At 45.6% G+C, this 23,559-nt stretch carries 21 protein-coding genes; 19 read left to right on the plus strand and 2 right to left on the minus strand.

The genetic code is table 11. From position 1 onward, the window contains the following. On the plus strand, nucleotides 1-940 hold a 940-nt coding region (locus WBV27_RS12240; protein WP_424202412.1), incomplete at its 5' end, for a DNA internalization-related competence protein ComEC/Rec2. Nucleotides 941-963: 23 nt separating this feature from the next. After that, a complete protein-coding gene (gene holA / locus WBV27_RS12245; protein WP_424202413.1) occupies nucleotides 964-1,998 on the plus strand; it encodes a DNA polymerase III subunit delta in 1,035 nt (344 codons plus the stop codon). 86 nt (nucleotides 1,999-2,084) lie between these two features. Here the strand turns inward: holA and rpsT are convergent, their stop codons facing one another. Continuing rightward, nucleotides 2,085-2,339 carry a 30S ribosomal protein S20 gene (gene rpsT, locus WBV27_RS12250; RefSeq protein WP_424202414.1) on the minus strand — a complete coding sequence of 85 codons (255 nt, stop codon included), beginning with the start codon at nucleotides 2,337-2,339 and terminating at the stop codon, nucleotides 2,085-2,087. A 262-nt stretch (nucleotides 2,340-2,601) separates the two neighbouring features. On the opposite strand from rpsT, the gene uvrB reads away from it, so the two are divergent. The 8 genes from uvrB to cls all read left to right on the plus strand — a co-directional run bounded on the left by uvrB (nucleotide 2,602) and on the right by cls (nucleotide 13,947). Beyond that, nucleotides 2,602-4,593, plus strand: coding sequence for an excinuclease ABC subunit UvrB (gene uvrB / locus WBV27_RS12255; RefSeq protein WP_424202415.1), 1,992 nt, complete (start codon nucleotides 2,602-2,604; stop codon nucleotides 4,591-4,593). A gap of 138 nt (nucleotides 4,594-4,731) precedes the next feature. Further along, nucleotides 4,732-5,001, plus strand: coding sequence for a 30S ribosomal protein S15 (gene rpsO, locus WBV27_RS12260; protein WP_086941680.1), 270 nt, complete (start codon nucleotides 4,732-4,734; stop codon nucleotides 4,999-5,001). A gap of 223 nt (nucleotides 5,002-5,224) precedes the next feature. Next, the gene (pnp, locus tag WBV27_RS12265; protein WP_424202416.1) at nucleotides 5,225-7,333 is read left to right on the plus strand and encodes a polyribonucleotide nucleotidyltransferase; all 2,109 of its coding nucleotides are present in this window, start codon (nucleotides 5,225-5,227) and stop codon (nucleotides 7,331-7,333) included. A gap of 480 nt (nucleotides 7,334-7,813) precedes the next feature. After that, complete coding sequence (gene citX / locus WBV27_RS12270; RefSeq protein ID WP_424202417.1) at nucleotides 7,814-8,377, plus strand: citrate lyase holo-[acyl-carrier protein] synthase; 564 nt, start codon at nucleotides 7,814-7,816, stop codon at nucleotides 8,375-8,377. 236 nt (nucleotides 8,378-8,613) lie between these two features. Continuing rightward, complete coding sequence (locus WBV27_RS12275; protein WP_424202418.1) at nucleotides 8,614-9,654, plus strand: aspartate-semialdehyde dehydrogenase; 1,041 nt, start codon at nucleotides 8,614-8,616, stop codon at nucleotides 9,652-9,654. 382 nt (nucleotides 9,655-10,036) lie between these two features. After that, the gene (locus WBV27_RS12280) at nucleotides 10,037-11,716 is read left to right on the plus strand and encodes a ribonuclease J (protein ID WP_086628172.1); all 1,680 of its coding nucleotides are present in this window, start codon (nucleotides 10,037-10,039) and stop codon (nucleotides 11,714-11,716) included. A gap of 60 nt (nucleotides 11,717-11,776) precedes the next feature. Then, nucleotides 11,777-12,379, plus strand: coding sequence for an energy-coupled thiamine transporter ThiT (locus WBV27_RS12285; protein WP_424202419.1), 603 nt, complete (start codon nucleotides 11,777-11,779; stop codon nucleotides 12,377-12,379). 119 nt (nucleotides 12,380-12,498) lie between these two features. Then, nucleotides 12,499-13,947, plus strand: coding sequence for a cardiolipin synthase (gene cls, locus WBV27_RS12290; protein ID WP_424202420.1), 1,449 nt, complete (start codon nucleotides 12,499-12,501; stop codon nucleotides 13,945-13,947). Nucleotides 13,948-14,065: 118 nt separating this feature from the next. Here cls and WBV27_RS12295 read toward each other — a convergent pair whose 3' ends face one another. Next, nucleotides 14,066-14,410 (minus strand): hypothetical protein, encoded by a 345-nt coding sequence (locus WBV27_RS12295; RefSeq protein WP_424202421.1) that lies wholly within the window; start codon nucleotides 14,408-14,410, stop codon nucleotides 14,066-14,068. Nucleotides 14,411-14,948: 538 nt separating this feature from the next. Here WBV27_RS12295 and WBV27_RS12300 point away from each other — a divergent pair. The 9 genes from WBV27_RS12300 to WBV27_RS12340 are packed head-to-tail and all read left to right on the plus strand — an operon-like array spanning nucleotide 14,949 to nucleotide 23,499. Further along, complete coding sequence (locus tag WBV27_RS12300) at nucleotides 14,949-15,269, plus strand: hypothetical protein (RefSeq protein WP_424202422.1); 321 nt, start codon at nucleotides 14,949-14,951, stop codon at nucleotides 15,267-15,269. Then, a complete protein-coding gene (locus tag WBV27_RS12305) occupies nucleotides 15,256-17,220 on the plus strand; it encodes a V-type ATP synthase subunit I (protein ID WP_424202423.1) in 1,965 nt (654 codons plus the stop codon). The genes WBV27_RS12300 and WBV27_RS12305 overlap by 14 nt, the downstream gene beginning before the upstream one ends. A 28-nt stretch (nucleotides 17,221-17,248) precedes the next feature. Then, nucleotides 17,249-17,725 carry a V-type ATP synthase subunit K gene (locus tag WBV27_RS12310; RefSeq protein WP_407433261.1) on the plus strand — a complete coding sequence of 159 codons (477 nt, stop codon included), beginning with the start codon at nucleotides 17,249-17,251 and terminating at the stop codon, nucleotides 17,723-17,725. A gap of 50 nt (nucleotides 17,726-17,775) precedes the next feature. Then, nucleotides 17,776-18,366: a V-type ATP synthase subunit E gene (locus WBV27_RS12315; protein WP_424202424.1), complete on the plus strand. Its 591-nt coding sequence runs from the start codon at nucleotides 17,776-17,778 to the stop codon at nucleotides 18,364-18,366. Between the two features lie 12 nt (nucleotides 18,367-18,378). Then, entirely contained in the window at nucleotides 18,379-19,386 is a 1,008-nt protein-coding gene (locus WBV27_RS12320) for a V-type ATPase subunit (RefSeq protein WP_424202425.1), read from the plus strand. Beyond that, entirely contained in the window at nucleotides 19,376-19,687 is a 312-nt protein-coding gene (locus WBV27_RS12325) for a V-type ATP synthase subunit F (RefSeq protein WP_107995829.1), read from the plus strand. Before WBV27_RS12320 ends, WBV27_RS12325 begins: the two co-directional genes overlap by 11 nt. Nucleotides 19,688-19,703: 16 nt before the next feature. Next, nucleotides 19,704-21,488, plus strand: a complete 1,785-nt coding sequence (locus tag WBV27_RS12330; RefSeq protein WP_424202426.1) for a V-type ATP synthase subunit A — start codon at nucleotides 19,704-19,706, stop codon at nucleotides 21,486-21,488. Further along, nucleotides 21,481-22,857 (plus strand): V-type ATP synthase subunit B, encoded by a 1,377-nt coding sequence (locus WBV27_RS12335; RefSeq protein WP_424202427.1) that lies wholly within the window; start codon nucleotides 21,481-21,483, stop codon nucleotides 22,855-22,857. The genes WBV27_RS12330 and WBV27_RS12335 overlap by 8 nt, the downstream gene beginning before the upstream one ends. A 6-nt stretch (nucleotides 22,858-22,863) precedes the next feature. Then, nucleotides 22,864-23,499, plus strand: a complete 636-nt coding sequence (locus WBV27_RS12340; protein WP_424202428.1) for a V-type ATP synthase subunit D — start codon at nucleotides 22,864-22,866, stop codon at nucleotides 23,497-23,499. The last annotated feature ends 60 nt before the right edge of the window (nucleotides 23,500-23,559 follow it).

The following is a 23,559-nucleotide window of genomic DNA, read 5'->3' on the forward strand; positions in this document are numbered from 1 at the left end:
GGTCTGGATCGCCTTGGTTCTGCTCTTGCTGAGCGTCGAAAAGAAACAAAGGGATATCCGTGTGCTCTGTTTCCTGATGGCTGCTGTCGGACTGTTCTCCTTCGCCCACCAGCTGACGCCTTCCGGAAAAGTCGTCATGCTTGATGTGGGGCAGGGGGATGCCATTCTGATCATAACGCCCTTTCATCGTCGGGCAGTGCTGATTGACACGGGCGGCGTGATCACTTTTGAAAGGGAAGCTTGGCAAGTCCGGGAAACAGCGACCACTGCCGGCGAAAAGCTTGTGTCGATCATAAAAGCGGAAGGCGTGAAAAAATTGGACAGGGTCTTTCTGACGCATGCCGATCAGGATCATGTCGGTTCGTTGCGGGAACTAGCCGAAGGGTTGCCGATCGATGCGGTTTATTTCCCTAAAGGAGCAGAGGAGAATGCGGCTTTCGCCGCAGTGCTCCTTGAACTGCAAAGCCAGCATCAAGTGGGTCTCTTCCCTTTATTGGGCAAGGTCGATCTAGAGATTGATGCCGATTTTGTTTTTCACATCCTGGCACCTTTAGCGCCGGGTGAAGGCGGAAATGAGGATTCATTGGTCATCCAAACCAGCATAGGCGGTTTGGATTGGCTGTTCACAGGTGATCTCGGAGAAGAAGGTGAAGAGGTGCTGATGCGGGCTTATCCTGATCTGAAGACCGATATCCTGAAAATAGGTCATCACGGCAGCGCAACATCCAGTTCGGAAGGCTTCTTGGATCATGTCCAACCTGAATTGGCCTTGATATCGGCTGGGAAACAGAACCGGTACGGTCATCCGGATGCGCAAATACTGGAACGTCTGGAATTGCGGAATATCCCTATATTTCGTACGGATCGACAGGGCGCTATCCACTTCCTGTATGGGCCAGAAGAAACAGAATGGCGAACCATTTTGGAGAACAAAAAATAAAAATGATGAATGGTGGTCCAAACGTGAATTATACAACGGAGATGTCCAAAATAAAAAAAGGTCAGCTTCAGCCGGTCTATTTATTTTTGGGCAAAGAAGATTTTTTTATAGAAGAAGCGAAGCAACTATTGTTGCGTACGGTGGTTGACGAAGCTGACAAGGATTTGAATGTCGGCATATTCAATATGGATGGGACGTTGTTGGATCGGGCTCTTGAGGATGCGGAGTCGCTGCCTTTTTTTGGGGAAAGACGTTTGGTCATCATCGAAAACCCGCTTTTTTTGACGGCCGAAAAACCTAAAAATGGACTGGAGCATGATCTTGGCTGGTTGGAGGGTTATCTGGAGAACCCTTCGCCCTCAACAATTCTGGCTATTTTTGCGCCTTACGAAAAATTGGACAGCAGAAAAAAAATATCGAAACTCCTGGCTAAGAAGGCCGTCACTGTGGATGTTTCTCCTTTAGCGGAAAAAGAAGCCCGCAAATTTTTGGGGGATATGATAAAAAATGAAGGGTATCAGATGGACCGCGACGCACTCGAGCTATTTTACGAGCGGATCGAAAATCAGCTGTCCCGGGGAATGAGGGAGTTGCCTAAGCTGTTTCTCGCCGGATCTGAAGACAAGAAACTCACGAAACAGATGGTGATCGACTTGATCCCGCGAAATCTGGAACAAAATATTTTTGAATTGGTGACGCAGGTTCTGAACAAGAACACGTATCTGGCCATCCAGATTTACCGGGATCTGTTGCTCCAAAAAGAGGAACCGATCAAAATCAACGCAATCCTTTTAGGGCAATTCCGGCTCTTGCTGCAAGTGAAGCTGCTCTCAAAAAATGGATATCAACAAACCGACATCACCAAAGTATTGAAGATCCATCCTTATCGTGTCAAACTTGCTTTCCAACAAGTGAGGAACCTTTCCGAAAAGGTCTTGGCGGATGCTTTTCAGGGATTGGTCGAGACGGAATACAACATGAAGACAGGGCAGGGGCTGAAGGAAATACAATTTGAGCTGTTTCTGATCCGCTACGCAAACGCAATGCCCAACCAGTGATTCAATCATACGAAAAAGGCCGAAGACGCACCAGTTGGACTGGTCTGTCTTCGGCCTTACGTTTTGAAGTCTCTTAAATCAAAAAATTATTTTGCTAATTTTTTAGTTAAACGAGAAATGTCGCGAGACGCTTTGTTTTGATGAATTAAGTTTTTAGAAGCTGCTGAATCGATAGATTTAACTGCTGCCTTCAATAATTCTTCGCTATTTTCAGCGCCTTCTGCTACTGCAGCTTCAAATTTCTTGATAGCTGAACGCATAGCACTCTTTTGAGCGTTGTTTTGTAGGTTAGCTTTTTCGCTAGTGCGAACACGTTTGATTGCTGAATCGATATTTGGCATTGGGTTCACCCCTCTTTCCTTATTTCTATAACTATTAGGCTGTTTTGCCAACATGCCATATTATACATAATTTTCGAGGGTTGTGCAATAAAAAATGAAAGAGATTCCCTTTTTAATCACTCCGGCCCGGAATTTCGGGACACTTTTTTTGAAATTTTGGGGTCAAAATCGTGCAAAGCCAAGGCAAAAGCTCCAAAGTGTACGAAAGTATGTTTGGGTGGTAAAATAGTTGTAACAGTAAGTGAAGAGGTGAATCATCCAGATGAAAGATCAATTTGAATTAGTTTCCCCATACCAGCCAAGCGGTGATCAGCCGGAAGCCATCAAAGAGCTCGTCGACGGATTGAATCTGGGCAGACGGGCGCAAACCTTGTTGGGCGCGACCGGGACCGGCAAGACTTTCACGGTAGCGAACGTCATCCAGCAAGTAAACAAGCCGACGCTTGTCATTGCACACAACAAAACGTTGGCAGGGCAATTATATGGCGAATTGAAGGAATTTTTCCCCAACAACGCCGTCGAATATTTTGTGAGTTACTATGATTATTATCAACCCGAAGCGTATGTTCCCTCCAGCGACACTTATATAGAGAAAGAATCCAGCGTAAATGATGAAATCGACAAACTGCGTCATTCCGCAACCAGTTCCTTGCTGGAAAGGCGTGACGTTATTGTTGTGGCTTCCGTATCCTGCATCTATGGCCTGGTGAATCCCTTGGACTATAAAGAGCATACCTTATCGTTGCGACAAGGGATGGAGATGGAACGGAATGAACTGCTGCGCAGGTTGGTGGAAATGCAGTTTGAACGCAATGATATCGATTTTAGGCGCGGCTCGTTCCGTGTGCGCGGGGATGTGGTCGAAATTTTTCTGGCATCCCGCGACAACGAGGCCATCCGTGTCGAATTTTTTGGGGATGAGATCGATCGAATCAGGGAAGTCGATGTGCTGACCGGAGAAATCAAGAACGACGTCGAACATTTTCCTATTTTCCCGGCCACCCACTTCGTGGCAAATGAAGAAAAGACCTTGCATGCAGTCGATATGATCCGGGCAGAACTGAAGGATCGCCTCAAAGTGCTGCGAGAAGAAAACAAACTGCTGGAAGCCCAACGCTTGGAACAACGCACCAACTACGACATGGAAATGTTGATGGAAATGGGGTACTGCAACGGAATCGAAAACTATTCCAGGCATATGGATGGACGCGCTCCTGGAGAGCCTCCGTACACGCTGCTTGATTTTTTCCCGGATGATTATTTGACAGTCATCGACGAGTCGCACATCACGATGTCGCAAATACGCGGCATGTACAACGGGGACCGTTCGCGGAAAGAACAGCTGGTGGCATACGGCTTCCGTCTGCCGAGCACCTTGGATAATCGCCCGTTGATGTTGAAGGAATTCGAGGAACGGGTCAACCAGATCCTTTATATTTCAGCGACACCGGGACCATACGAATATGAACAAAGCCCTTATGTTTCCCAACAGATCATCCGTCCGACCGGCTTGTTGGATCCGATTGTGGAAGTGCGTCCGATCAAAGGCCAGATCGATGATCTGATCAGTGAAATCAATTTGCGCGTCGAACGCAACGAACGGGTATTCATCACTACGTTGACGAAGAAGATGTCGGAAGACTTGACCGATTATCTGAAGGAAGTCGGCATCAAAGTCAATTATCTGCACAGTGAAATCAAAACGATGGAGCGAGCGGAAATCATCCGCAAGCTCCGATTGGGAGAATTTGATGTATTGATCGGCATCAATTTATTGCGGGAAGGGTTGGATGTTCCCGAGGTTTCCCTTGTTGCCATCTTGGATGCCGACAAAGAAGGCTTCCTGAGGAGCGAGCGCTCGCTTGTCCAGACGATCGGCCGGGCTGCCCGCAATGAGAACGGGAAAGTCATCATGTATGCGGACCGCATAACGGATTCCATGGAGCGGGCCATAAATGAAACGAACAGGCGCCGTGCGACGCAGGAAGCCTACAACATTAAGCATGGCATCACACCGAAAACGATCATCAAAGAAGTCCGTGACCGCATCAGCATCTCGCACACACCTGAAGATGCAGAAGGGGATGTCAGCATCTTGAGCATCTATAAGGCGATGACGATGGAACAACGCCGCGAAGCGCTTGATCAACTGGATAGGGAAATGAGGGAAGCCGCCAAAGCCCTCAATTTTGAAAAAGCGGCAGAAATCCGTGACATGGTATTGGAGCTGAAAGCCGAATACAAAGGTTTATAAAAAAGTGATTTTCACTTGCAATCGGTAAGGAATTAAGTTAAACTGTTCCATGTATTATATATACGACCTTCAACTTGGTTAAACGAATCACCAACGTTTTACTCAGTTAAAGGTAACTTTATGAAAGAGGTGAAAAAAATGGCAATTTCAAAAGAACTTAAAAATGAAATCATCAAAGAATACGCTATTCACGAAGGAGATACTGGATCCCCTGAAGTGCAAATCGCAGTTCTTACATATGAAATCAACCACTTGAACGAGCACGCACGCGTTCATAAAAAAGACCACCATTCTTACCGTGGCTTAATGAAAAAAGTTGGACACCGTCGTAACTTGTTGGCTTACTTGCGTAACAAAGACGTTCCCCGCTACCGTGAACTGATCCAAAGATTAGGCTTACGTCGTTAATTTCGTGGCTAGGATATATGAAGCGAGATTCCACTGTGAATCTCGCTTATTTTTTGGGATTTTTTGGACAATGAGTGCAAAAATGCTGAGCAATCAGCTATAATGGAATGAGGCTCCCGCTCTACAGACCGCTACTATACAAATGTGAGCTTATAGTCATCAGTAGGTTGACATTTGTTTAGTAGTTGGTAGATGGGAAGCATCGCAAAAGGAGAATGATAACATGTCAGAAAAAAAAGTGTTCCAAATGGACTGGGCAGGTCGTTTACTGCAAGTCGAAATCGGCCAATTGGCTAAGCAAGCCAATGGTGCGGTATTGGTGAGATACGGAGATACCGTTGTGTTGACGGCTGCTGTAGGTTCAAGAGAACCAAAAGATACCGATTTCTTCCCATTGACTGTGAACTATGAAGAAAAAATGTATTCAGTCGGTAAAATACCTGGGGGATTCATCAAGCGTGAAGGCCGCCCAAGTGAAAACGCAACGTTGACGGCGCGTTTAATCGACCGTCCGATCCGCCCGATGTTCCCTGAAGGATTCCGTAACGAAGTGCAGATCACAAACGTTGTCATGTCCGTTGAACAGGATTGCGCGCCTGAAATGGCTGCTATGTTCGGTTCCTCGTTGGCGTTGGCGATTTCCGACATTCCGTTCTATGGACCGATCGCTGGAGTGAATGTTGGCCGCGTGGATGGCGAATATGTTTTGAATCCTACCGCTCCACAGAATGAAGCATCCGATATCGAATTGACCGTTGCCGGTTCGAGAATTGCCATCAACATGGTTGAGAGCAGTGCTGCAATGGTTAATGAAGAGGATATGCTTGGGGCATTGATGTTCGGCCACAAAGCAATCCAGGAATTATGCGATTTCCAAGATAAAATCGTAGCCGAAATCGGCAAGGAAAAAATGACAGTCAAACTTTTGTCTTTGAATCCTGAACTTGTAGCCGAAGTTACCGCTGCTTATGGCGAAAAAATGACGGCAGCGATCATGACAGAAGAGAAATTGGCTCGTGAAGCCGCTATTGAAGATGTGAAAGCTGAAGCAATCGTGTTCTTCAACGAAAAGTATCTGGATGACGCCAACTTTGCACAAATCTCCAAAGAAGTCCGCCAAATCGTGGAAGACATGGAAAAAGACGAAGTGCGCCGTTTGATCACAGTCGATAAAATCCGTCCTGATGGCCGTAAAATCGACGAAATCCGTCCGTTGGCTTCAGAAGTCGGTTTATTGCCGCGCGTACACGGTTCCGGCTTGTTCACGCGTGGACAGACGCAAGCATTGTCCACTTGTACATTGGCTCCGCTGGGCGAACATCAGATCATCGATGGCCTGGGTCTGGTAGACAGCAAACGATTCATCCACCATTACAACTTCCCGCAATTCTCGGTCGGCAGCACCGGCAGAGCAGGAAGCCCTGGACGCCGCGAAATCGGCCATGGTGCTTTGGGTGAACGCGCATTGAAACAAGTCATCCCGACTGAAGCCGAGTTCCCATACACAATCCGTTTGGTTTCGGAAGTATTGGAATCCAATGGGTCCTCTTCACAAGCAAGCATCTGCGCCAGCACACTGGCGATGATGGATGCCGGTGTACCGATCAAAGCACCAGTAGCGGGTATCGCGATGGGCTTAGTGATGGAAGGCGAAAACTACACAGTCTTGACTGACATCCAAGGACTTGAAGACCACCTGGGCGACATGGACTTCAAAGTTGCCGGAACAAGCGAAGGCATCACTGCGTTGCAAATGGACATCAAAATCCAAGGGATCACAGAACAAATCCTGACTGAAGCGTTGATGCAAGCGAAAAAAGCGCGGATGGAAATCCTTGCTGAGCTGACAAGCACGATTGCAGCGCCTCGCGAAGAGTTGTCCCAATATGCTCCGAAGATCGAAATGATGCAAATCAAACCTGATAAGATCAAAGTCGTCATCGGTAAAGGCGGAGATACGATCAACAGCATCATCGAAGAAACCGGCGTGAAGATCGACATCGATCAAGAAGGTAACGTGAGCATCGCTTCAGCTGATACTGCGATGATTGCCCGCGCTAAACAAATCATCGAAGAGTTGACGCATGAAGTGAAGGTCGGCGAAATCTACGAGGGTACTGTAAAACGCATCGAAAAATTCGGCGCATTCGTCGGAATCACAAAAGGCAAAGACGGCATGGTCCATATCTCCGAATTGGCTAACGAGCGTGTCAAAGAAGTCGAAGACGTCCTAGCCATCGGCGACAAAGTCAAAGTCAAGGTCATCGAAGTCGACAGACAAGGCAGAATCAATCTTTCCCGTAAAGCACTATTGACTAAGGAAGAAAAGTAAACTGCTTATAACAGCTTAATACTGTACGCAAAGAACAGGCATAACCTTCACAAAAAGGCGATGCCTGTTCTTTTTGCTGATGGTAGTTAAGGTCCGCACCCGTAAGAAAACTTGCCACAATTATTCTAATAATCCTGACAAATAGAGTAATATTGATTAATAATAGATTTTAATATTAAATCAATGAATTTTTTCCATAAAAGCGTTATTATAGTGTAAAGAGAAACAAATTTTTACGGCTACATTTTATGGATATATTTTCTGCTTATATCGTCCCTGTTAATGTAAGCGCTTTAAATAATTTTGTGGTTTCATCATTCGGTTGTATGCAATCAGCAGCAAAGTCAAATAATGGCTCCAATTTCGCCTCCAGGACTCTTTTATATTAAAATTGAGGATATCGCGAAGCATCCATGTAAGCTTTTGTTACAAATAATGGTATTATCAGAGAACAAAATAAAACAGTAAAGGATGAGTGCAATGGTGCCAGAATCTATTTTCTCGCAAGGTCAAATGCCGACGCTCAAGGAAGTGTTGGCCTCAAGGGAACAACGTGCCTTTTTTGAAGAGGAAATCAGCAAGACGAACGCAAATCAGACTTTGATTTCCCTTAAATGCAATATTCCTGGACCAGTCAAATATAATGCCGTCGTAAGGCAGATTTCTGAAATCGGCATCCAAGAAGTCAAAAATGCGATCCAAACAAATAAATGGAAAGTCACCTATGAAAAATTGATGGATTTGGATACAGGGCCGGAATACTTTGTCGTCGTCGATACCTATCCGACTGCTGTGAAGCAAGCCGCCATCATGATAGAAGACGGCAGTTTGCTCGGTCAGCTGTTCACGATCAGCGTGTTTTATCTGGAAGAAGGAAAGATGATCGAGGTGCAGCGAATGGAAATAGGCTATGAACCGAGAACGTGCATGATTTGTGGGGATGAAGCATTCGAATGCGAAAACGCGAATGTGCACAGCAGGGAAGAAATCCAGAAAAAAATCGAATCCATTCTGCAGGAGGATGGAAGAGTCCGTTTGGATTAAGAAACCTCGTTCATTTATTGCATCGAGAAAATCCGCGAAATCATCGGAAACAACAAAATAGTCAACATTCAGCATTCCAAACAGAGAGCCCGGGCGGGTTTTCTGCTTGGAATGTTTTTTCGGATAATCAAAAAATAGATTAAAAAATTCTAATAAAGTATGGTAAAATGCTTAAGTGAAGGATATCCAAATCCTAAAAAAATAGATAGTACAGAAAATGAATGAGTGAGGGATCAATGATGAAAGAGTATAATGTTGCCATTGTAGGTGCTACGGGTGCTGTTGGAGAAAAAATGCTGGGCTTGTTGGAGAATGCTTCTTTTCCGATAAAAAAATTGAAATTGTTGGCTTCTAAACGGTCTGTAGGCAAAGTGAAGACTTTCCGCGGACAGGAACTGCAGATTGAAGAAACGACTGATGACTCATTTGAAGGCATCGATATTGCCTTATTCAGCGCAGGAGGCGGCATAACGAAACAATTCTCCCCTGCAGCCATCAAAGCTGGAGCCATCGTCATCGACAATACGAGTGCTTTTCGTATGGATCCGGAAACGCCATTGGTTGTTCCTGAAGTGAATCCGGAAGACTTGCGCAAACACAAAGGGCTGATCGCTAATCCAAACTGCTCCACTATTCAGATGGTGGTGGCTTTGCAACCGATCCGCGAAAAATTTGGTTTGGATCGCGTCATCGTTTCCACGTACCAAGCGGTAAGCGGAGCTGGCCTGCATGCTTTGGAAGAATTGAAAGCTCAAACCCAAGCTGTCCTGAACGGTGAAGAGCCAGTTGCGAATATCTTGCCTTGTGGTGGCGATAAGAAGCATTTCCCGATCGCATTCAACGCTTTACCGCAAATCGATGTGTTCAGCGAAGGCGGCTACACGTATGAAGAGTGGAAAATGATCAATGAAACCAAAAAAATCATGGGCGACAACGACATCAAAGTCTCTGCAACCTGTGTGCGCATCCCTGTAATGTCCGGACACTCGGAATCTGTTTATTTTGAAGTCGACGACAAAAACGTTTCTGTCGCAGATATCTGGGAAGTGCTGAAAGATGCTCCAGGAGTTGTGCTTCAGGATGACACAGCTAATCAAGTTTATCCTACCGCCCGCGAATCAGTCGGAAAGAATGAAACATTTGTCGGACGTATCCGTAAGGATGTGGATGTCGACAATGGTTTCCATATGTGGGTTGTTTCGGATAACCTGTTGAAGGGCGCTGCTTGGAACTCTGTTCAGATCGCTGAAAAAATGATCGAAATGGGCCTACTGTAGAATTTTTGAGTGCGGATGAGCAAGTCCGCGTCAACTGAAGAATCGGATATGATAGGACCTGTCAAGGGATGGATCGGGAAGGGTGTTTGGTGAAAACATCGTTCCCGGTCTGTTCCTTTTGGCAGGTCTTTTTTGCACTTTCAGAAAACCGGAACAGAAACTGAAGCAAATGCTACAATTTTGCCGATAATCATGTATAATATAACAGAGAGGATATCGGTCACGTTTAGCCGGATGCGAAGAAAACGCATTCGCTTGTAGACCCTGAAGGCAGTTCGGCAAAGCAGCAGCGCTGATTTTCAGGGACGAAAATACGGAGAAAGGCATTCAAACGATCAAAATAGATAACAGCATAGAAAGCTGAAAAATAAGAGGTGGTACAATGAGTAAAGTAAGAATAATTTCTCTTGGAGGTGTGAGAGAAAGCGGTAAAAACATGTATTTAGTGGAAGTGGACGATTTAATTTTTGTATTGGATTGCGGTCTGCTCTATCCGGAAAACGAATTGTTGGGAATTGATGTTGTCATCCCAGATTTCACGTACCTGGAGGAAAACAAAAATAAGATAGCAGGTATTTTCCTGACGCATGGTCATGCGGATGCTGTAGGAGCATTGCCTTATTTATTGCAGAATATCGATGCACCTGTGTTCGGTACAGGGTTGACGATTGCGCTGGCTAAACTGGCGGTTGAGTCAACCGGATTGGCTACAGGCTTTGAGGATTACCATGTCATCGATGAGAACACTGAAATTGAATTTGAAAATACAAGCGTCCGGTTCTTCAGAACTACGCATACCATCCCTGATTCTGTAGGGATCTGTGTGAAGACGGAAGAAGGCAGTGTCGTCTATACAGGTGACTTCAAGTTTGATCAAAGCGCATCCCCGATGTATCGGACTGATTACGGCAAAATTACGGATATCGGCGAAGGCAAGGTATTGGCGCTATTGAGCGATTCCGGAGATGCCGAATCAACTACGGAAAATGTCAGCGACCGCAAGATTGAGGAAGAAATGCTTGATACCTTCATCAATGCTGAGGGACGCATCATCGTGTCCTGTGTCGCAAGCAACATTTTGCGCATTCAGCAAGTTTTTGATGTCGCTCTCCGAGCTAATCGCAAGATCTTTTTGACAGGACCGACTTTGGTTGAAACAGTCGATGTCGCCATGAAACTAGGGAAACTAGTCTTGCCGACTCCCGATCTGCTCGTGAACGTGAAAAACATCAATGATTACCGTGATGGTCAAGTCTTGGTTCTGGAAACCGGCAACAGCGGTGAACCGTTGGAAGCATTGCAACGGATGTCCAAAGGCAGACACAAGCAAGTGAACCTTAAAGAAGGCGATTTGGTGTACATCACGACTACGCCTTCCACAGCGATGGAAACAACAGTCGCGAAAACCAAGAATCTGATTTACCGCGCCGGTGCGTCCGTGCGGGAAATATCGGGAACATACAAAGCATCCGGACATGCTTCGCCGAACGATCTGAAATTGATGATCAACCTGCTTAGACCTACATATTTCGTGCCTGTCCAAGGCGAGTACCGGATGCAGGCTGCACATGCCCAGTTGGCGAATGAAGTCGGCATTCCGTTCAAAAACATATTCATCCCCGGAAAAGGCGACGTCATCGAATATGCGAAAGGCCGTATGAGTATGACAGGGCAGGTCCCAGCCGGGAATGTACTGATCGATGGAATCGGCGTCGGCGATATCGGCAATATTGTCCTGCGCGACCGCAAACTGTTGTCGGAAGATGGCATCTTCGTTGTCGTTGTGACGATCTCCAGAAGATTGAACAAAATTTTGTCAGGTCCGGAAATCGTTTCGCGCGGTTTCGTCTACATGAAAGCGAGCGAAGAGCTCGTCAAGGAAAGTTCGAATATCGTCCGCGAAGTAGTGGAAGACAATCTGCATACGAAAGACTTTGATTGGGCCAAGTTAAAACAAGAAATACGTGATTCGTTGAGCCGTTATCTTTTTGAAAAGACGAAGCGCAAACCGGTCATTTTACCGATCATCATGGAAGCATCCAATTATCAGAAGAAGAGCTGATGCCCGTTTGCCGTAAAGGCAATGAAACGGATCGTTGTTGAAAAGGAGAGATTCATCTTTATGGGTTCTAATAGTACGAAGGCTTGGATCGAGGCAGCTCTGTTTGCTGTCCTCGCGATCGCCTTGGCATATGTGGCCATGCCTTTGGGAGAATACACTATCGTTTTTGCTTTGTTGCCGTTGCTTTTCGTTTCCCTCCGCAGAGGAATATTGCTTGGACTGGTTTCAGGAACAGTGACCGGCCTCGCTCTGTTTATGCTCAAAGGAGAGGGGACGGATGTTGCCGCAGATATCCTGACCCAAGCGGCGCCATTCGTTTTCGTGGGCATCGCCGGCTTTTTCGCGAAGTTCACGCAACGCACATTGAACAATAAACGTTTCCCGAATGCAGCCTTGAATATAGTGACGGCATCCTTTTTCGGTACGCTTGTCTATTTTGTTTGGGCACTGATTTCGGACATATTCCTCAGCGAGGAAGCAGTTCCTGCTGGTGTTTCTGCCTTTGCGCATTTCCTTCCTGGACAGGCGTTATCGTTTGCGGCAACTTTTGCCGTCAGCGCAGTCGTTCTGGTGTTGATCGCAAAATTCGCTCCTAAAGCGTACATTCCAAAAGGCAGCCGTTTCTTGAGCAGAAAAGAAAAATCGAAACTATTAAATGATTAAAAATAGAAGGCGAAGGACGGATTTTAATTATCCGGACTTCGTCTTTCTGTTTTTGTGGGCTCGTGTGCTATCATGAGTGAGTAACATGTTTTGTCATTATGTTGATTTGGAGTGGTCATATGAGTATTTGGTCAATGATATTTACGGCAATCATCATTTTAAATACAATCGGTGCAATCATCACCGTCTTTAAAGAAAAAAGAGACGTCGCTGCCACTTGGGCATGGTTGTTGACGTTAAACCTGCTGCCGGTGGCGGGTTTCATCATCTATCTCTTTATAGGGAAAAAGATGTCAAAAGAAAACATCTATGATATGCGCACTCAAAAAAGCTTGGGGATGTCCCAGTTGGCGAAAGTCCAGATTGAGATGCTGGAAGATGAAGATCTGGCACAAGGTTTGGTCGATACCGATTACGCCAAAAAAACAGCTATCCTGTTCCTGGAAAGTGACGAATCCATTCTGACTAAGGGGAACAAACTTGAAATATTCAAATCCGGTGAGGGTGTGTTTGATGCGCTTGTCCGAGACATCTACAAAGCTGAAGATCATGTGCATATGCTTTATTACACTTTTCGCTCAGACGAATTGGGAAAACGCGTTCTTGCGGCATTGGAAGACAGGGCGGCAGCCGGTGTGGAGGTTCTTGTCGTTTACGATGCACTGGGCTGCAGAGGGAATGACGCAAAATTTTTCAACAACCTTGAAAAATTAGGCGGAAAGACGGAAGTTTTTTTTGGGTCAAAAATACCTTTCGTCAATTTGCGGATGAATTATCGTAATCACCGCAAAATAATGGTGGTGGACGCCAAAGTTGCATACCTTGGCGGCTTCAATATCGGCGACGAGTATCTGGGGAAAGGGGAGCTCGGCGAATGGCGGGACACGCATATGAAGATAGAAGGCAATGCGGTGCTGACGCTTCAAAGCCGTTTCTTCATGGATTGGAATGCGGTTGCCAAGCCAAGGAATCGGAAAGATTATGCAGAGGCCTACTTCCCGATTGCCGATAAAAAAGGCGATACAGCCATGCAGATTGTAGCGAGCGGGCCGGATGACGAGGATCAGACCATCAAAATGGGTTTCCTGAAGATGATCAGCCAAGCGAAAGAATCGATCTATATACAGACACCTTATTTTATACCTGACGAAAGTCTGCATGAAATGCTCAAAATAGCGGCCTTATCCGGTGTAAGCGTCAAAATCATGATCCCTTCTAAGCCGGATCATCCTTTCGTCTATCGGGCAACGGAATATTTTGCCAAAGACATCATAGAGTATGGTGCCGAAGTCTATATGTACCAGAACGGTTTCCTGCATTCAAAAGTGATGGTGGTCGACGATGAAATTGTATCGATAGGCACGGCAAATATGGATGTGCGCAGCTTCAAACTGAATTTTGAGATAAATGCCTTTATTTATGATCGGGAAGTGGCTGAAGAATTGATCGCAAACTTTGAAGAAGATCAGGAAAAATGTATCCGCGCAACCCATGATTACTTCGCAAAACAATCGAAGGGCCGGAAATTCAAGCAAGCTTTTTCCCGATTGCTGTCGCCGATACTTTAGTTGTTGACGCTGCAAGCGTAATTGAAATGAAAAAAAGGAGTACAAGGCATCCCGTCTTTAACGGCAAGCCTTGTACTCCTAATTTTTTGTTTAGGAATATACCACCAGATGAAGGTAATTACCCAAGTTGGATGGCCAGAATTTGACTGATGTTCAGCAGGTAAGTCACTTTTTTGTCGGCGGTTGTGAACATGACTTGTCTTTTCGGGGTTACGCGGGAATTGAAGATGCCCCAGACCAGAGTTCTTGTATATGATTTCGGCCCCTGTTTTTCTTCGATCACAACATACACAGGGGTGTGGTTTTCAAAGGCTTGATTAGCGAAACGGACAACTTGATGGATCGGCATTACTTTATCCAGGATGGCTTCATTGATGGATTGGACGGATGAGAGTGGGCGCAGGTATGATTTTTTGGAAGGAGTTTCATTATTATTGGATACCGGATAGATGTAGTTTTGCATGTTGGTTCCTCCGAACGTGTGTTTGTCTTGTATCCCTATTATAAGAACATCTGTTCTTTTTTGCAAGCTATTTATTTTGCGCTCAAAAAAATTTCAGGAAAGCAGGCGTGCAACTCAGCCTGCAGTTTTGTTGTTTCGGCTGCAAATGGCCCAAAAACTCCTGTTTATCAAGTAAAGTAGCGGCATGGAAAGAACGTGTTGTCCGCAAATTAATTTTGAAGGAGGCAAAAAGATACTGACATTAATTCGAGGAATCACCGTGAAAAATAAGCCACAAAAGAGACTCCCCGAGGAGGGCTTGCATTTGATGCGTGCTTCTTGGGGATTTTTGTTCACAAAATGTTCATTTTAATATTTTGAAAGAATTTAAGAAAGTTTCTTCCTATTAATGAAACTGCGGTGGTTGTTGAAAACGCTGAAAATGGCGTTCAATTAGATTTGAATGGCCTTTACATTAACTGTATAATGAAATTACTGATTGGAAAAAAGATTATTTTTCCGAAGGAGAATCAAATGAGGGACGGAGGTGGAATGAAAGATGCAAATATTTGATGAAGTAAAAAAGATTGAGCAGGAAGCAACTGATCTGGAATTGGATTATCAGAACAAACTGCGCAAACTGGAACAGAACACGCAAGATAAAATAAGCGAAATGAAAAGGAATATCGAAAAAGAATTAGCTACTTTTCAATCCGAAGAACTTGCGAAAAAATCAGAGCAACTGGCAATTCTCAAGAACGCTTCCGCAGAAAGTGAAAAATCGGAAATCGAGAAGTTGCAGACTCGGTTTGAAGCGAAAGAAGAAGAACTTGTGGATGCCGTAATTGGGGAGGTGATGAGGAAATATGGCAATCGCTAAAATGAAAAAAATTACTCTCATTTCTTTTCACGAAAAAAAAGAGCAACTATTGACGGCTATTCAGACATTGCAAAGCTTAGAAGTCATCGATTTGCCTGCTGCAAAAGAAAATTTGCAATCCTTATCGCCTAAAGAACGAGAGTCAATTGAACAAAACATCAAGAAGACCGAAAGTTATCTGGAAAATGTCACGGAAGCCTTATCTTTCTTGCAGTCATATCTGAAGAAAGAGTCTTTGATCAAACAGTATACAACCCCTAGACAATCCCTGTCTCTGGAAGAACTGGAAAAGGCTGTGGGCGAATTTTCTTCCGACACTGTTCTTGATAAAGTGTTGGGTCTGAAAGCCGAACAGAAGAAACTCGAAGATGCCAAGAAACATCTGTATGAACAAGAGGATTTCCTGCTTTTATGGAAAAAATTGTCATTCAATCCTAGGGAAACGGTAGCATTTGAACACATCGCAGTTAAAGTGGGCACGATTCCTCAGACGCTCTCCAACGATTACATCACAAACATGACTTCCAATCCACTGGTCTATACGGAAGAAATCTTCCAGAACAAAGAATCATATGGAGCAGTGATTTTCTATGATCCGTCACAAATTAAGGATGTAAACGCTTTGTTGGACAGCAATCACTTCCAGCCACTAGTTTATGAGTATGATTTGCCGCCTGCAGAGGCATTGGCGGATGTTCAAATCCGCATTCAAGATAACCGCGAAGCGCACACACAGTTGCTGGCGGATCTTTCCAACATGAAAGCAGAAGAGTGGCAGTTAATGCTACTGTCCGAGTTTTTTTATGCAAAATTGCAGCGGATCAAAAGCCAGCAATTGCTGGTCAACGAGAAACATCTCTTCGTCATCCAAGGCTGGCTTGAGGAAGACAAAGTCAAAGAAATCAAGCAGGCATTGACTGAGACTGTGTCGGAAAATGAATACGCATTGACGGTTGATGATGTTGATGATTCGGATGTTTCGGTCATTCCGACTGTTTTGAAGAACAATAAGTGGGTCACCCCTTTCGAAAACATCACTGCCATGTACAGTTTGCCGAAATATGATGAAATTGATCCAACACCACTATTGACACCTTTCTATCTTTTGTTCTTTGGAATGATGATTGCGGATGTCGGATACGGGTTGTTGCTCCTGATCGGAACATTACTGGCATTGAAGTTCCTGAACTTCAACAAAAGCATGCGCACCAATCTGCTGTTCTTTCACATTCTGTCCTATCCATCCATCTTGTGGGGACTGGTCTACGGCTCTTTCTTCGGACTTGAATTGCCGTTTGTGCTCTTGTCAACGAGCAACGACGCAAATACGATCCTGTTGATATCGGTAGTGTTCGGTGTTGTTCAGATTATGTTCGGTCTGGGAATCAAGACTTATTTATCCTTGCGCGACAAAGATCCGCTGGGTGCGATTTCCGGAAGCATCGGCTGGCTGGGGATTTTTGTGGGTCTCATCCTCATCCTGTTCGGGAAGATGCTATTCCCGAGCCAAGTGCTTGTGACTGTCGGAGCAGCCGTCGCTATCACAAGCGCGGTCGCAATCGTGCTTGCTACAGCTATGGCATCGGATAACAAAGCATTGGGTGCAGGCGCCGGATTGTATAATCTGTATGGAATCACAAGCTATATCGGTGACATAGTCAGTTATACCCGCCTGATGGCCTTAGGTGTATCCGGGGGAAGTATTGCGGTAGCCTTTAACATGATCATCGATTTTATGCCGATATGGGCAAGATTCACTATCGGCGCTGTGTTGTTTGTTTTATTGCACACCATCAACTTCGGTTTGTCCATGCTGAGTGCCTATGTGCACGGCGCTCGTCTAGCTTTTGTCGAATTTTTCGGCAAGTTTTACGAAGGCGGCGGAAGAGCGTTGGAGCCGTTGAAGACAGAAGAGAAATACATTTACTTAAAAAATAAAAAAGAAGCTTAACTATTGGAGGAATTATAAAATGGAAAATATGACATGGTTACAATATTTCATCGACAACAACGGTGGCATGATGTTCGCAGCTTTAGGCGTCGCTTTGGCGGTCGGTTTGGCGGGAACGGGTTCAGCAAAAGGCGTCGGGATGTGTGGTGAAGCCGCTGCTGCATTGATCAAGGAACAACCGGAAAAATTCGGTAAATCATTGATTCTGCAACTGTTGCCAGGTACGCAAGGTTTGTACGGTTTCGTTATCGGATTCTTGATTTATCTGCAAATGGCTCCTGAGATGACTGTTGCACAAGGTTTGTACTATCTGATGGCCGGTCTGCCTATCGCAATCACTGGTTTGACTTCAGGTATCGCACAAGGCCGTGTATCTACAGCAGGTCTGCAAATCTTGGCTAAGCGAGAAGAGCACAACACAAAAGGGATCATCTATGCTGCCATGGTTGAAACGTATGCGATCCTAGGATTCGTTACATCATTCTTGTTGGTATTGAACGCTTAATTCTCAAAAGCTCCAGAAGAATGAAAGAAAAAGTAAGGAGATGAGAAAGCGTGAAAGATCTACAATCCTTGTCTGAACAGATCCTGAACAAGACAAAAGCAAAAGGACAAAGCAAACTGGAGGATGCTGAAAAAATTTCTGTCGCAAAGATAGAAGAGAGCAGACTGACTCTGGTTGAACAACAAAAGGCGCGCAAAGCTGCCGTTTTGAAAAAAGTTGCCAACGATTTTGATCGTGAGCAACAAACATTGAAAAATAAAGAGCGCAATGCTGTTTTGAAAGAGAAACAGGTCATCCTGAAATCGGTCTTCCAGCAGGCTTTAGAAAAAATGACCCTGTGGGATGAAACCCATTTTGCGCAATTCCTGAACGGTGTGCTTGCTCAGGCTGGCGATTCAAAAGCCTACAGCATTGTTCCGGGCGCAAAATCGATAGCCCACTTTAAGGGGAAAGAGCTGCAGCAGCTGTTGGTCAAGTATCCCGCTGTCAAGATTTCTGAGGAGTCCATTCCGAATAAAGCCGGATTCATCCTTCAGGAAGGTGGAGTCGACTACAACTATTGCTTCGATGATCTGATCGAAGATGTAAAGAACGACTTCGCAGCGGAGCTGGCGACTTTAGCATTCCAAGACGAAAAGTAAAGGAGGGGCACTATGCAAGAGATTGATTACAAAGGCGTCAATACGATACTTCGCACCTATGAATTAAAATTATTGGCGGAAGCGGATTACGATCGGATGCTGAAAGCCTCTTCTCTAAAAGATGCCTTGGATGTTCTGAAAGGTACCGGTTATGAGTTTGACGAGAAAGAAACACTGATGAACAAAAATTTCGAAGGTTTTCTCATGAAACACCTGGCGGAAGTCTATCAGGACTTGTTCAGCATCACGCCGGTTGCTGAGATTGTGGAATTATTCGCCTTGCGCTATACCTATCACAACCTGAAAGTGTTGTTGAAACAACGTTTTTCGGGTGAAGATCTGGAGCAGCTGTTGATCCCCATCGGCAAATATTCCATAGCCAGTCTGAAGAAATTGGTCGAAACCGGCGACGGCAACGACGAACATCCGATTCTGATAGAAGGAGTTCAAGAAGCGATCCGCGATTTCGATGAAGGTCATCGCATCGAAGCGGCCACTATCTTTATGGACACTTATTATTTCAGGCATCTGCGTTCCATCAGCAATAAGGTTCAACAACCGAGCATCACGAAAATGGTGGATGGCATGATCGACCTCTATAACCTTTCGACCATGATCCGAAGCTTGAAACAAAATAAGCCCCGCGGTTTTCTCTATACGGTCTTATCCAGTTCAGGTTCGATTTCGAAACGTGACTTGATTGAAGAATCGATCAACGGACCAAGCGCGGTCATGCGCAAGTATTATTTCAGCAAAGAATACGGCACGCGCTTATCCAATATGATTTCTGAAACAACAAATGAAGTCGATACACAGAAACTGGACAAACTCGTGGATGAACTGACCTATGAATTGGTTGCGGAAGGCTTGTACCAACCGTTCGGTCCGATCCCCTTGTTGGGTTATCTGTTTGCCAAAGAGAAGGAAGTCACCAATATCCGCTTGATTTTGGTGGGCAAAGACAATCAGATAGATGAAAAAATATTGAGAGAGAGGATGCGACCTGTATATGGCTCATAATATTGCAGTTGTGGGAGATAAAGATTCCATCCTTCCTTTTAAGATTTTGGGCTTCGCAGTATTTGCATGCCATAATGCCCAGACTGCCCGTGAGACGGTAGATCGCCTGGCGATGGAGAATTATGGGATCATTTATCTGACGGAGGAAATGGCAAAAGAAATACCTGATACAGTGCGCAGGTACGACAGCAGTGTCCAACCAGCCATCATCCTGATCCCGAACCACAAAGGTACATTGAATATCGGGAAAAGCCGCATTCAGGAGAATGTGGAAAAAGCAGTTGGACAGAATATCTTATAATTTGGAGGGGACTTTTTTGAAAAATGGAAATATAATAAAAGTTTCCGGACCTTTAGTTATGGCGGAAGGAATGGAAGAAGCGAACATCCAAGATATTTGCCGCGTCGGCGAATTAGGATTGATTGGCGAAATCATCGAGATGCGCAATGATGTCGCATCCATTCAAGTTTATGAGGAGACTTCCGGTATTGGTCCTGGAGAACCGGTAATCACAACAGGGGAAGCATTGTCGGTCGAATTGGGACCTGGCATCCTGTCGCAGATGTTTGACGGAATCCAGCGTCCTTTGCATACGTTCCGTGAAATTACTCAGAGTAACTATTTGGTGCGTGGGACGGATATCCCACCGCTTAAGAGAGAAAACGTCTGGGAATTCAAAGCCACTAAGAAAGTCGGCGATCACGTCATAGCTGGTGATATTGTCGGTACCGTGCAGGAAACGAAAGTCATCGAGCACCGGATCATGGTTCCTTACGGCATCTCCGGTAAGCTGACTGCCATCCAGGATGGCAGCTACACTTTGGATGACACGGCATATGTCGTCGAAACCGAAGTTGGCCCGAAAGAATTGACTATGCTGCAAAGATGGCCAGTCCGTCGCGGACGTCCATTCAAGCAAAAAATGAACCCGCACACGCCGATGGTTACCGGCCAACGGGTCATCGATACCTTCTTCCCGATCACAAAAGGTGGAGCAGCTGCTGTTCCAGGACCTTTCGGAGCAGGGAAAACCGTCGTACAGCACCAAATCGCAAAATACAGTGATGTGGACATCGTAATTTACGTCGGTTGCGGCGAACGCGGGAATGAAATGACTGACGTATTGAATGAATTTCCGGAATTGATCGATCCGAATACGGGCGAATCATTGATGGAGCGTACGATCCTGATCGCCAACACCTCCAACATGCCGGTTGCGGCGCGTGAAGCATCCATCTATACAGGCATCACGATCGCGGAATATTTCCGTGACATGGGTTACAGTGTAGCGATCATGGCTGACTCGACATCCCGTTGGGCAGAAGCTTTGCGCGAAATGTCGGGCCGTCTGGAAGAGATGCCTGGTGACGAAGGCTATCCAGCCTACCTAGGAAGCCGTGTAGCCGAGTATTATGAACGGGCAGGACGAGTGTTGGCTTTGGGGTCGGAAGATCGTGAAGGAAGCATTACGGCCATTGGAGCGGTATCGCCTCCTGGTGGTGACACATCTGAACCGGTAACCCAAAATACATTGCGCGTCGTTAAAGTTTTCTGGGCGCTGGATGCCACGTTGGCACAAAAAAGACATTTCCCATCCATGAACTGGCTGACTTCCTATTCGCTTTACAATACCGAAGTAGGGGAATATCTGAACAATGCTTTACAAACAAAATGGTCAGAGATGGTTCAACATGCGATGAACCTCTTGCAGGAAGAATCGGAATTGGAAGAAATCGTCCGTTTGGTCGGTATCGAATCCCTGTCCGAAAAAGACCGCATGACCATGGCGGTCGCGGAATCGCTTCGTGAGGACTATCTGCAGCAAAATGCTTTCGATGATGTCGATACTTACACTTCCCGCAACAAACAATTGGCGATGCTGGACATGATTCTGGACTTCGAAACAGAAGCCCGTGAAGCGATGCGTTTAGGCGCGTACTTCAATGAAATCATTGAGGGCACAGTTGAATTGCGCGACCGGATCGCAAGAAGTAAATACATCAGGGAAGAAGATATTGCCGAAATGAAAAACATCAAGTCGGACATGAAGAAAAGATTGCATGAAATCGTTGCGGAAGGAGGGATGACGCACCATGCTTAAGGAATATAAAACAGTAACCGAAGTTGTTGGCCCATTGATGGTTGTAGAACAGATCGAGGGAGTCAAATTCGACGAATTGGTTGAAATCCAAATGCAAAACGGCGAAATCCGCCATGGTCAAGTTTTGGAAGTCAGCAAAGATAAAGCGATGGTGCAGATTTTTGAAGGCCCAAGCGGGATAAACATCAAAGAAACCAAAGTCCGCTTCCGCGGAAAACCTCTTTCCATAGCGGTTTCTGAGGATATGGTAGGCCGTGTGTTCGATGGGATGGGCAATCCGATTGATGGCGGCCCGGAAATCATCCCGGAAATGAACTTGGATGTGAACGGACAGGCAATCAACCCTGTAGCGCGTGACTATCCGGATGAGTTCATCCAAACTGGTATTTCCGCCATCGACCATCTGAACACACTCGTAAGAGGACAAAAACTTCCTGTCTTCTCCGGCTCAGGTTTGCCGCATAAAGAATTGGCTGCACAAATCGCCCGTCAAGCGACGGTTTTGAACAGCGATGAAAAATTTGCGGTTGTATTTGCAGCCATGGGGATCACTTTTGAAGAAAAAGAATATTTCATGGAAGATTTCCGCAAAACCGGAGCAATCGATCGCTCGGTCATGTTCATCAATTTGGCGAACGATCCGGCCATCGAACGGATTGCCACACCAAAAATGGCTTTGACGGTCGCGGAATATTTGGCCTACGAAAAGGACATGCATGTACTGGTCATCATGACTGACATGACCAACTATTGTGAGGCTTTGCGGGAAATTTCGGCAGCCCGTCGTGAAGTGCCTGGTCGCCGTGGTTATCCAGGGTATTTGTACACGAACCTTTCCACCTTGTATGAGCGTGCAGGCCGCATCATCGGCAAAAAGGGCTCGGTTACCCAAATCCCGATCCTATCCATGCCGGAGGATGACATTACGCATCCGATCCCGGATTTGACCGGCTACATCACGGAAGGCCAGATCATCCTTTCGCGTGAGTTGAACAACTCCGGCTTCAAGCCGCCGATCAACGTGTTGCCTTCGCTTTCCCGTCTGAAGGACAAAGGTACCGGTGAAGGCAAGACAAGAAAAGACCATGCTCCGACCATGAACCAGTTGTTTGCGGCTTACGCAAAAGGAAAACAGGCAAAAGAATTGGCCGTCATCCTCGGGGAGTCCGCCTTGTCCAAGACAGACAAACTGTATGTGCAGTTCACGAAACGTTTCGAAGAAGAATACATCAATCAAGGATTCTATACGAACCGCACGATTGAAGAGACTTTGGCTTTGGGTTGGGAACTGTTGTCCATCCTGCCGGTTACGGAACTTAAGAGAATCAAGAGCGATATGATCGATGAGTTTATGCCGAAGGGAGAGTGATCGTCCATGGCTAGATTGAATGTAAAGCCTACCCGGATGGAACTATCCAATTTGAAATCGCGTCTGGTGCTTTCCACCCGCGGCCATAAACTGCTGAAGGATAAACAGGATGAGCTGATGCGTCAATTCATCAATCTGATCCGGGAAAATAATGTCCTGAGAGATGAAGTCGAAAAAGAACTGACAGCCTCCATGCGTTCTTTCGTGGTAGCCAAGTCGCTTCTGAATGAGGCTTTCATCGAAGAGTTGTTCGCTGTACCCGCTACGGCAGTGGTATTGGACATCCAAGAAAAAAATATCATGAGTGTTGTCGTACCCCAAATGAATTTTTCGATAGCAGCTGAGGACGAAAAATCCACGGATTTACAGTACGGCTACGTAAACTCAAACGGGGAACTGGATGATGCAATCAAAAAGATCGAAGATATCCTTCCGAAATTGCTTAAATTATCGGAAATCGAAAAAACCTGCCAACTTCTTGCCGATGAGATCGAAAAGACAAGAAGGCGCGTAAATGCATTGGAATACAAAATGATTCCGCAGTTGCAGGAGACGATCCGTTACATCCAAATGAAACTCGAGGAGAACGAGCGTTCCAGCATCGTCAGAATGATGAAAGTCAAAGACATGGGTGCTTCATGATGCCGCAAGAACAAGACAGGGTTATCCTTGTCTTGTTCTTTTTTGTCTTTCCGGCGCTGA

Source organism: Trichococcus sp. (assembly GCF_049589555.1).
In the GTDB taxonomy this organism is placed as follows: domain Bacteria; phylum Bacillota; class Bacilli; order Lactobacillales; family Aerococcaceae; genus Trichococcus.

Coding starts and splice junctions, on each gene's coding strand:
- rpsT (WP_424202414.1), bottom strand. CDS start 2,339: ATGCCAAATATCGATTCAGCAATCAAACGTGTTCGCACTAGCGAAAAA.
- uvrB (WP_424202415.1), top strand. CDS start 2,602: ATGAAAGATCAATTTGAATTAGTTTCCCCATACCAGCCAAGCGGTGAT.
- rpsO (WP_086941680.1), top strand. CDS start 4,732: ATGGCAATTTCAAAAGAACTTAAAAATGAAATCATCAAAGAATACGCT.
- pnp (WP_424202416.1), top strand. CDS start 5,225: ATGTCAGAAAAAAAAGTGTTCCAAATGGACTGGGCAGGTCGTTTACTG.
- citX (WP_424202417.1), top strand. CDS start 7,814: ATGGTGCCAGAATCTATTTTCTCGCAAGGTCAAATGCCGACGCTCAAG.
- WBV27_RS12275 (WP_424202418.1), top strand. CDS start 8,614: ATGATGAAAGAGTATAATGTTGCCATTGTAGGTGCTACGGGTGCTGTT.
- WBV27_RS12280 (WP_086628172.1), top strand. CDS start 10,037: ATGAGTAAAGTAAGAATAATTTCTCTTGGAGGTGTGAGAGAAAGCGGT.
- WBV27_RS12285 (WP_424202419.1), top strand. CDS start 11,777: ATGGGTTCTAATAGTACGAAGGCTTGGATCGAGGCAGCTCTGTTTGCT.
- cls (WP_424202420.1), top strand. CDS start 12,499: ATGAGTATTTGGTCAATGATATTTACGGCAATCATCATTTTAAATACA.
- WBV27_RS12295 (WP_424202421.1), bottom strand. CDS start 14,410: ATGCAAAACTACATCTATCCGGTATCCAATAATAATGAAACTCCTTCC.
- WBV27_RS12300 (WP_424202422.1), top strand. CDS start 14,949: ATGCAAATATTTGATGAAGTAAAAAAGATTGAGCAGGAAGCAACTGAT.
- WBV27_RS12305 (WP_424202423.1), top strand. CDS start 15,256: ATGGCAATCGCTAAAATGAAAAAAATTACTCTCATTTCTTTTCACGAA.
- WBV27_RS12310 (WP_407433261.1), top strand. CDS start 17,249: ATGACATGGTTACAATATTTCATCGACAACAACGGTGGCATGATGTTC.
- WBV27_RS12320 (WP_424202425.1), top strand. CDS start 18,379: ATGCAAGAGATTGATTACAAAGGCGTCAATACGATACTTCGCACCTAT.
- WBV27_RS12325 (WP_107995829.1), top strand. CDS start 19,376: ATGGCTCATAATATTGCAGTTGTGGGAGATAAAGATTCCATCCTTCCT.
- WBV27_RS12335 (WP_424202427.1), top strand. CDS start 21,481: ATGCTTAAGGAATATAAAACAGTAACCGAAGTTGTTGGCCCATTGATG.
- WBV27_RS12340 (WP_424202428.1), top strand. CDS start 22,864: ATGGCTAGATTGAATGTAAAGCCTACCCGGATGGAACTATCCAATTTG.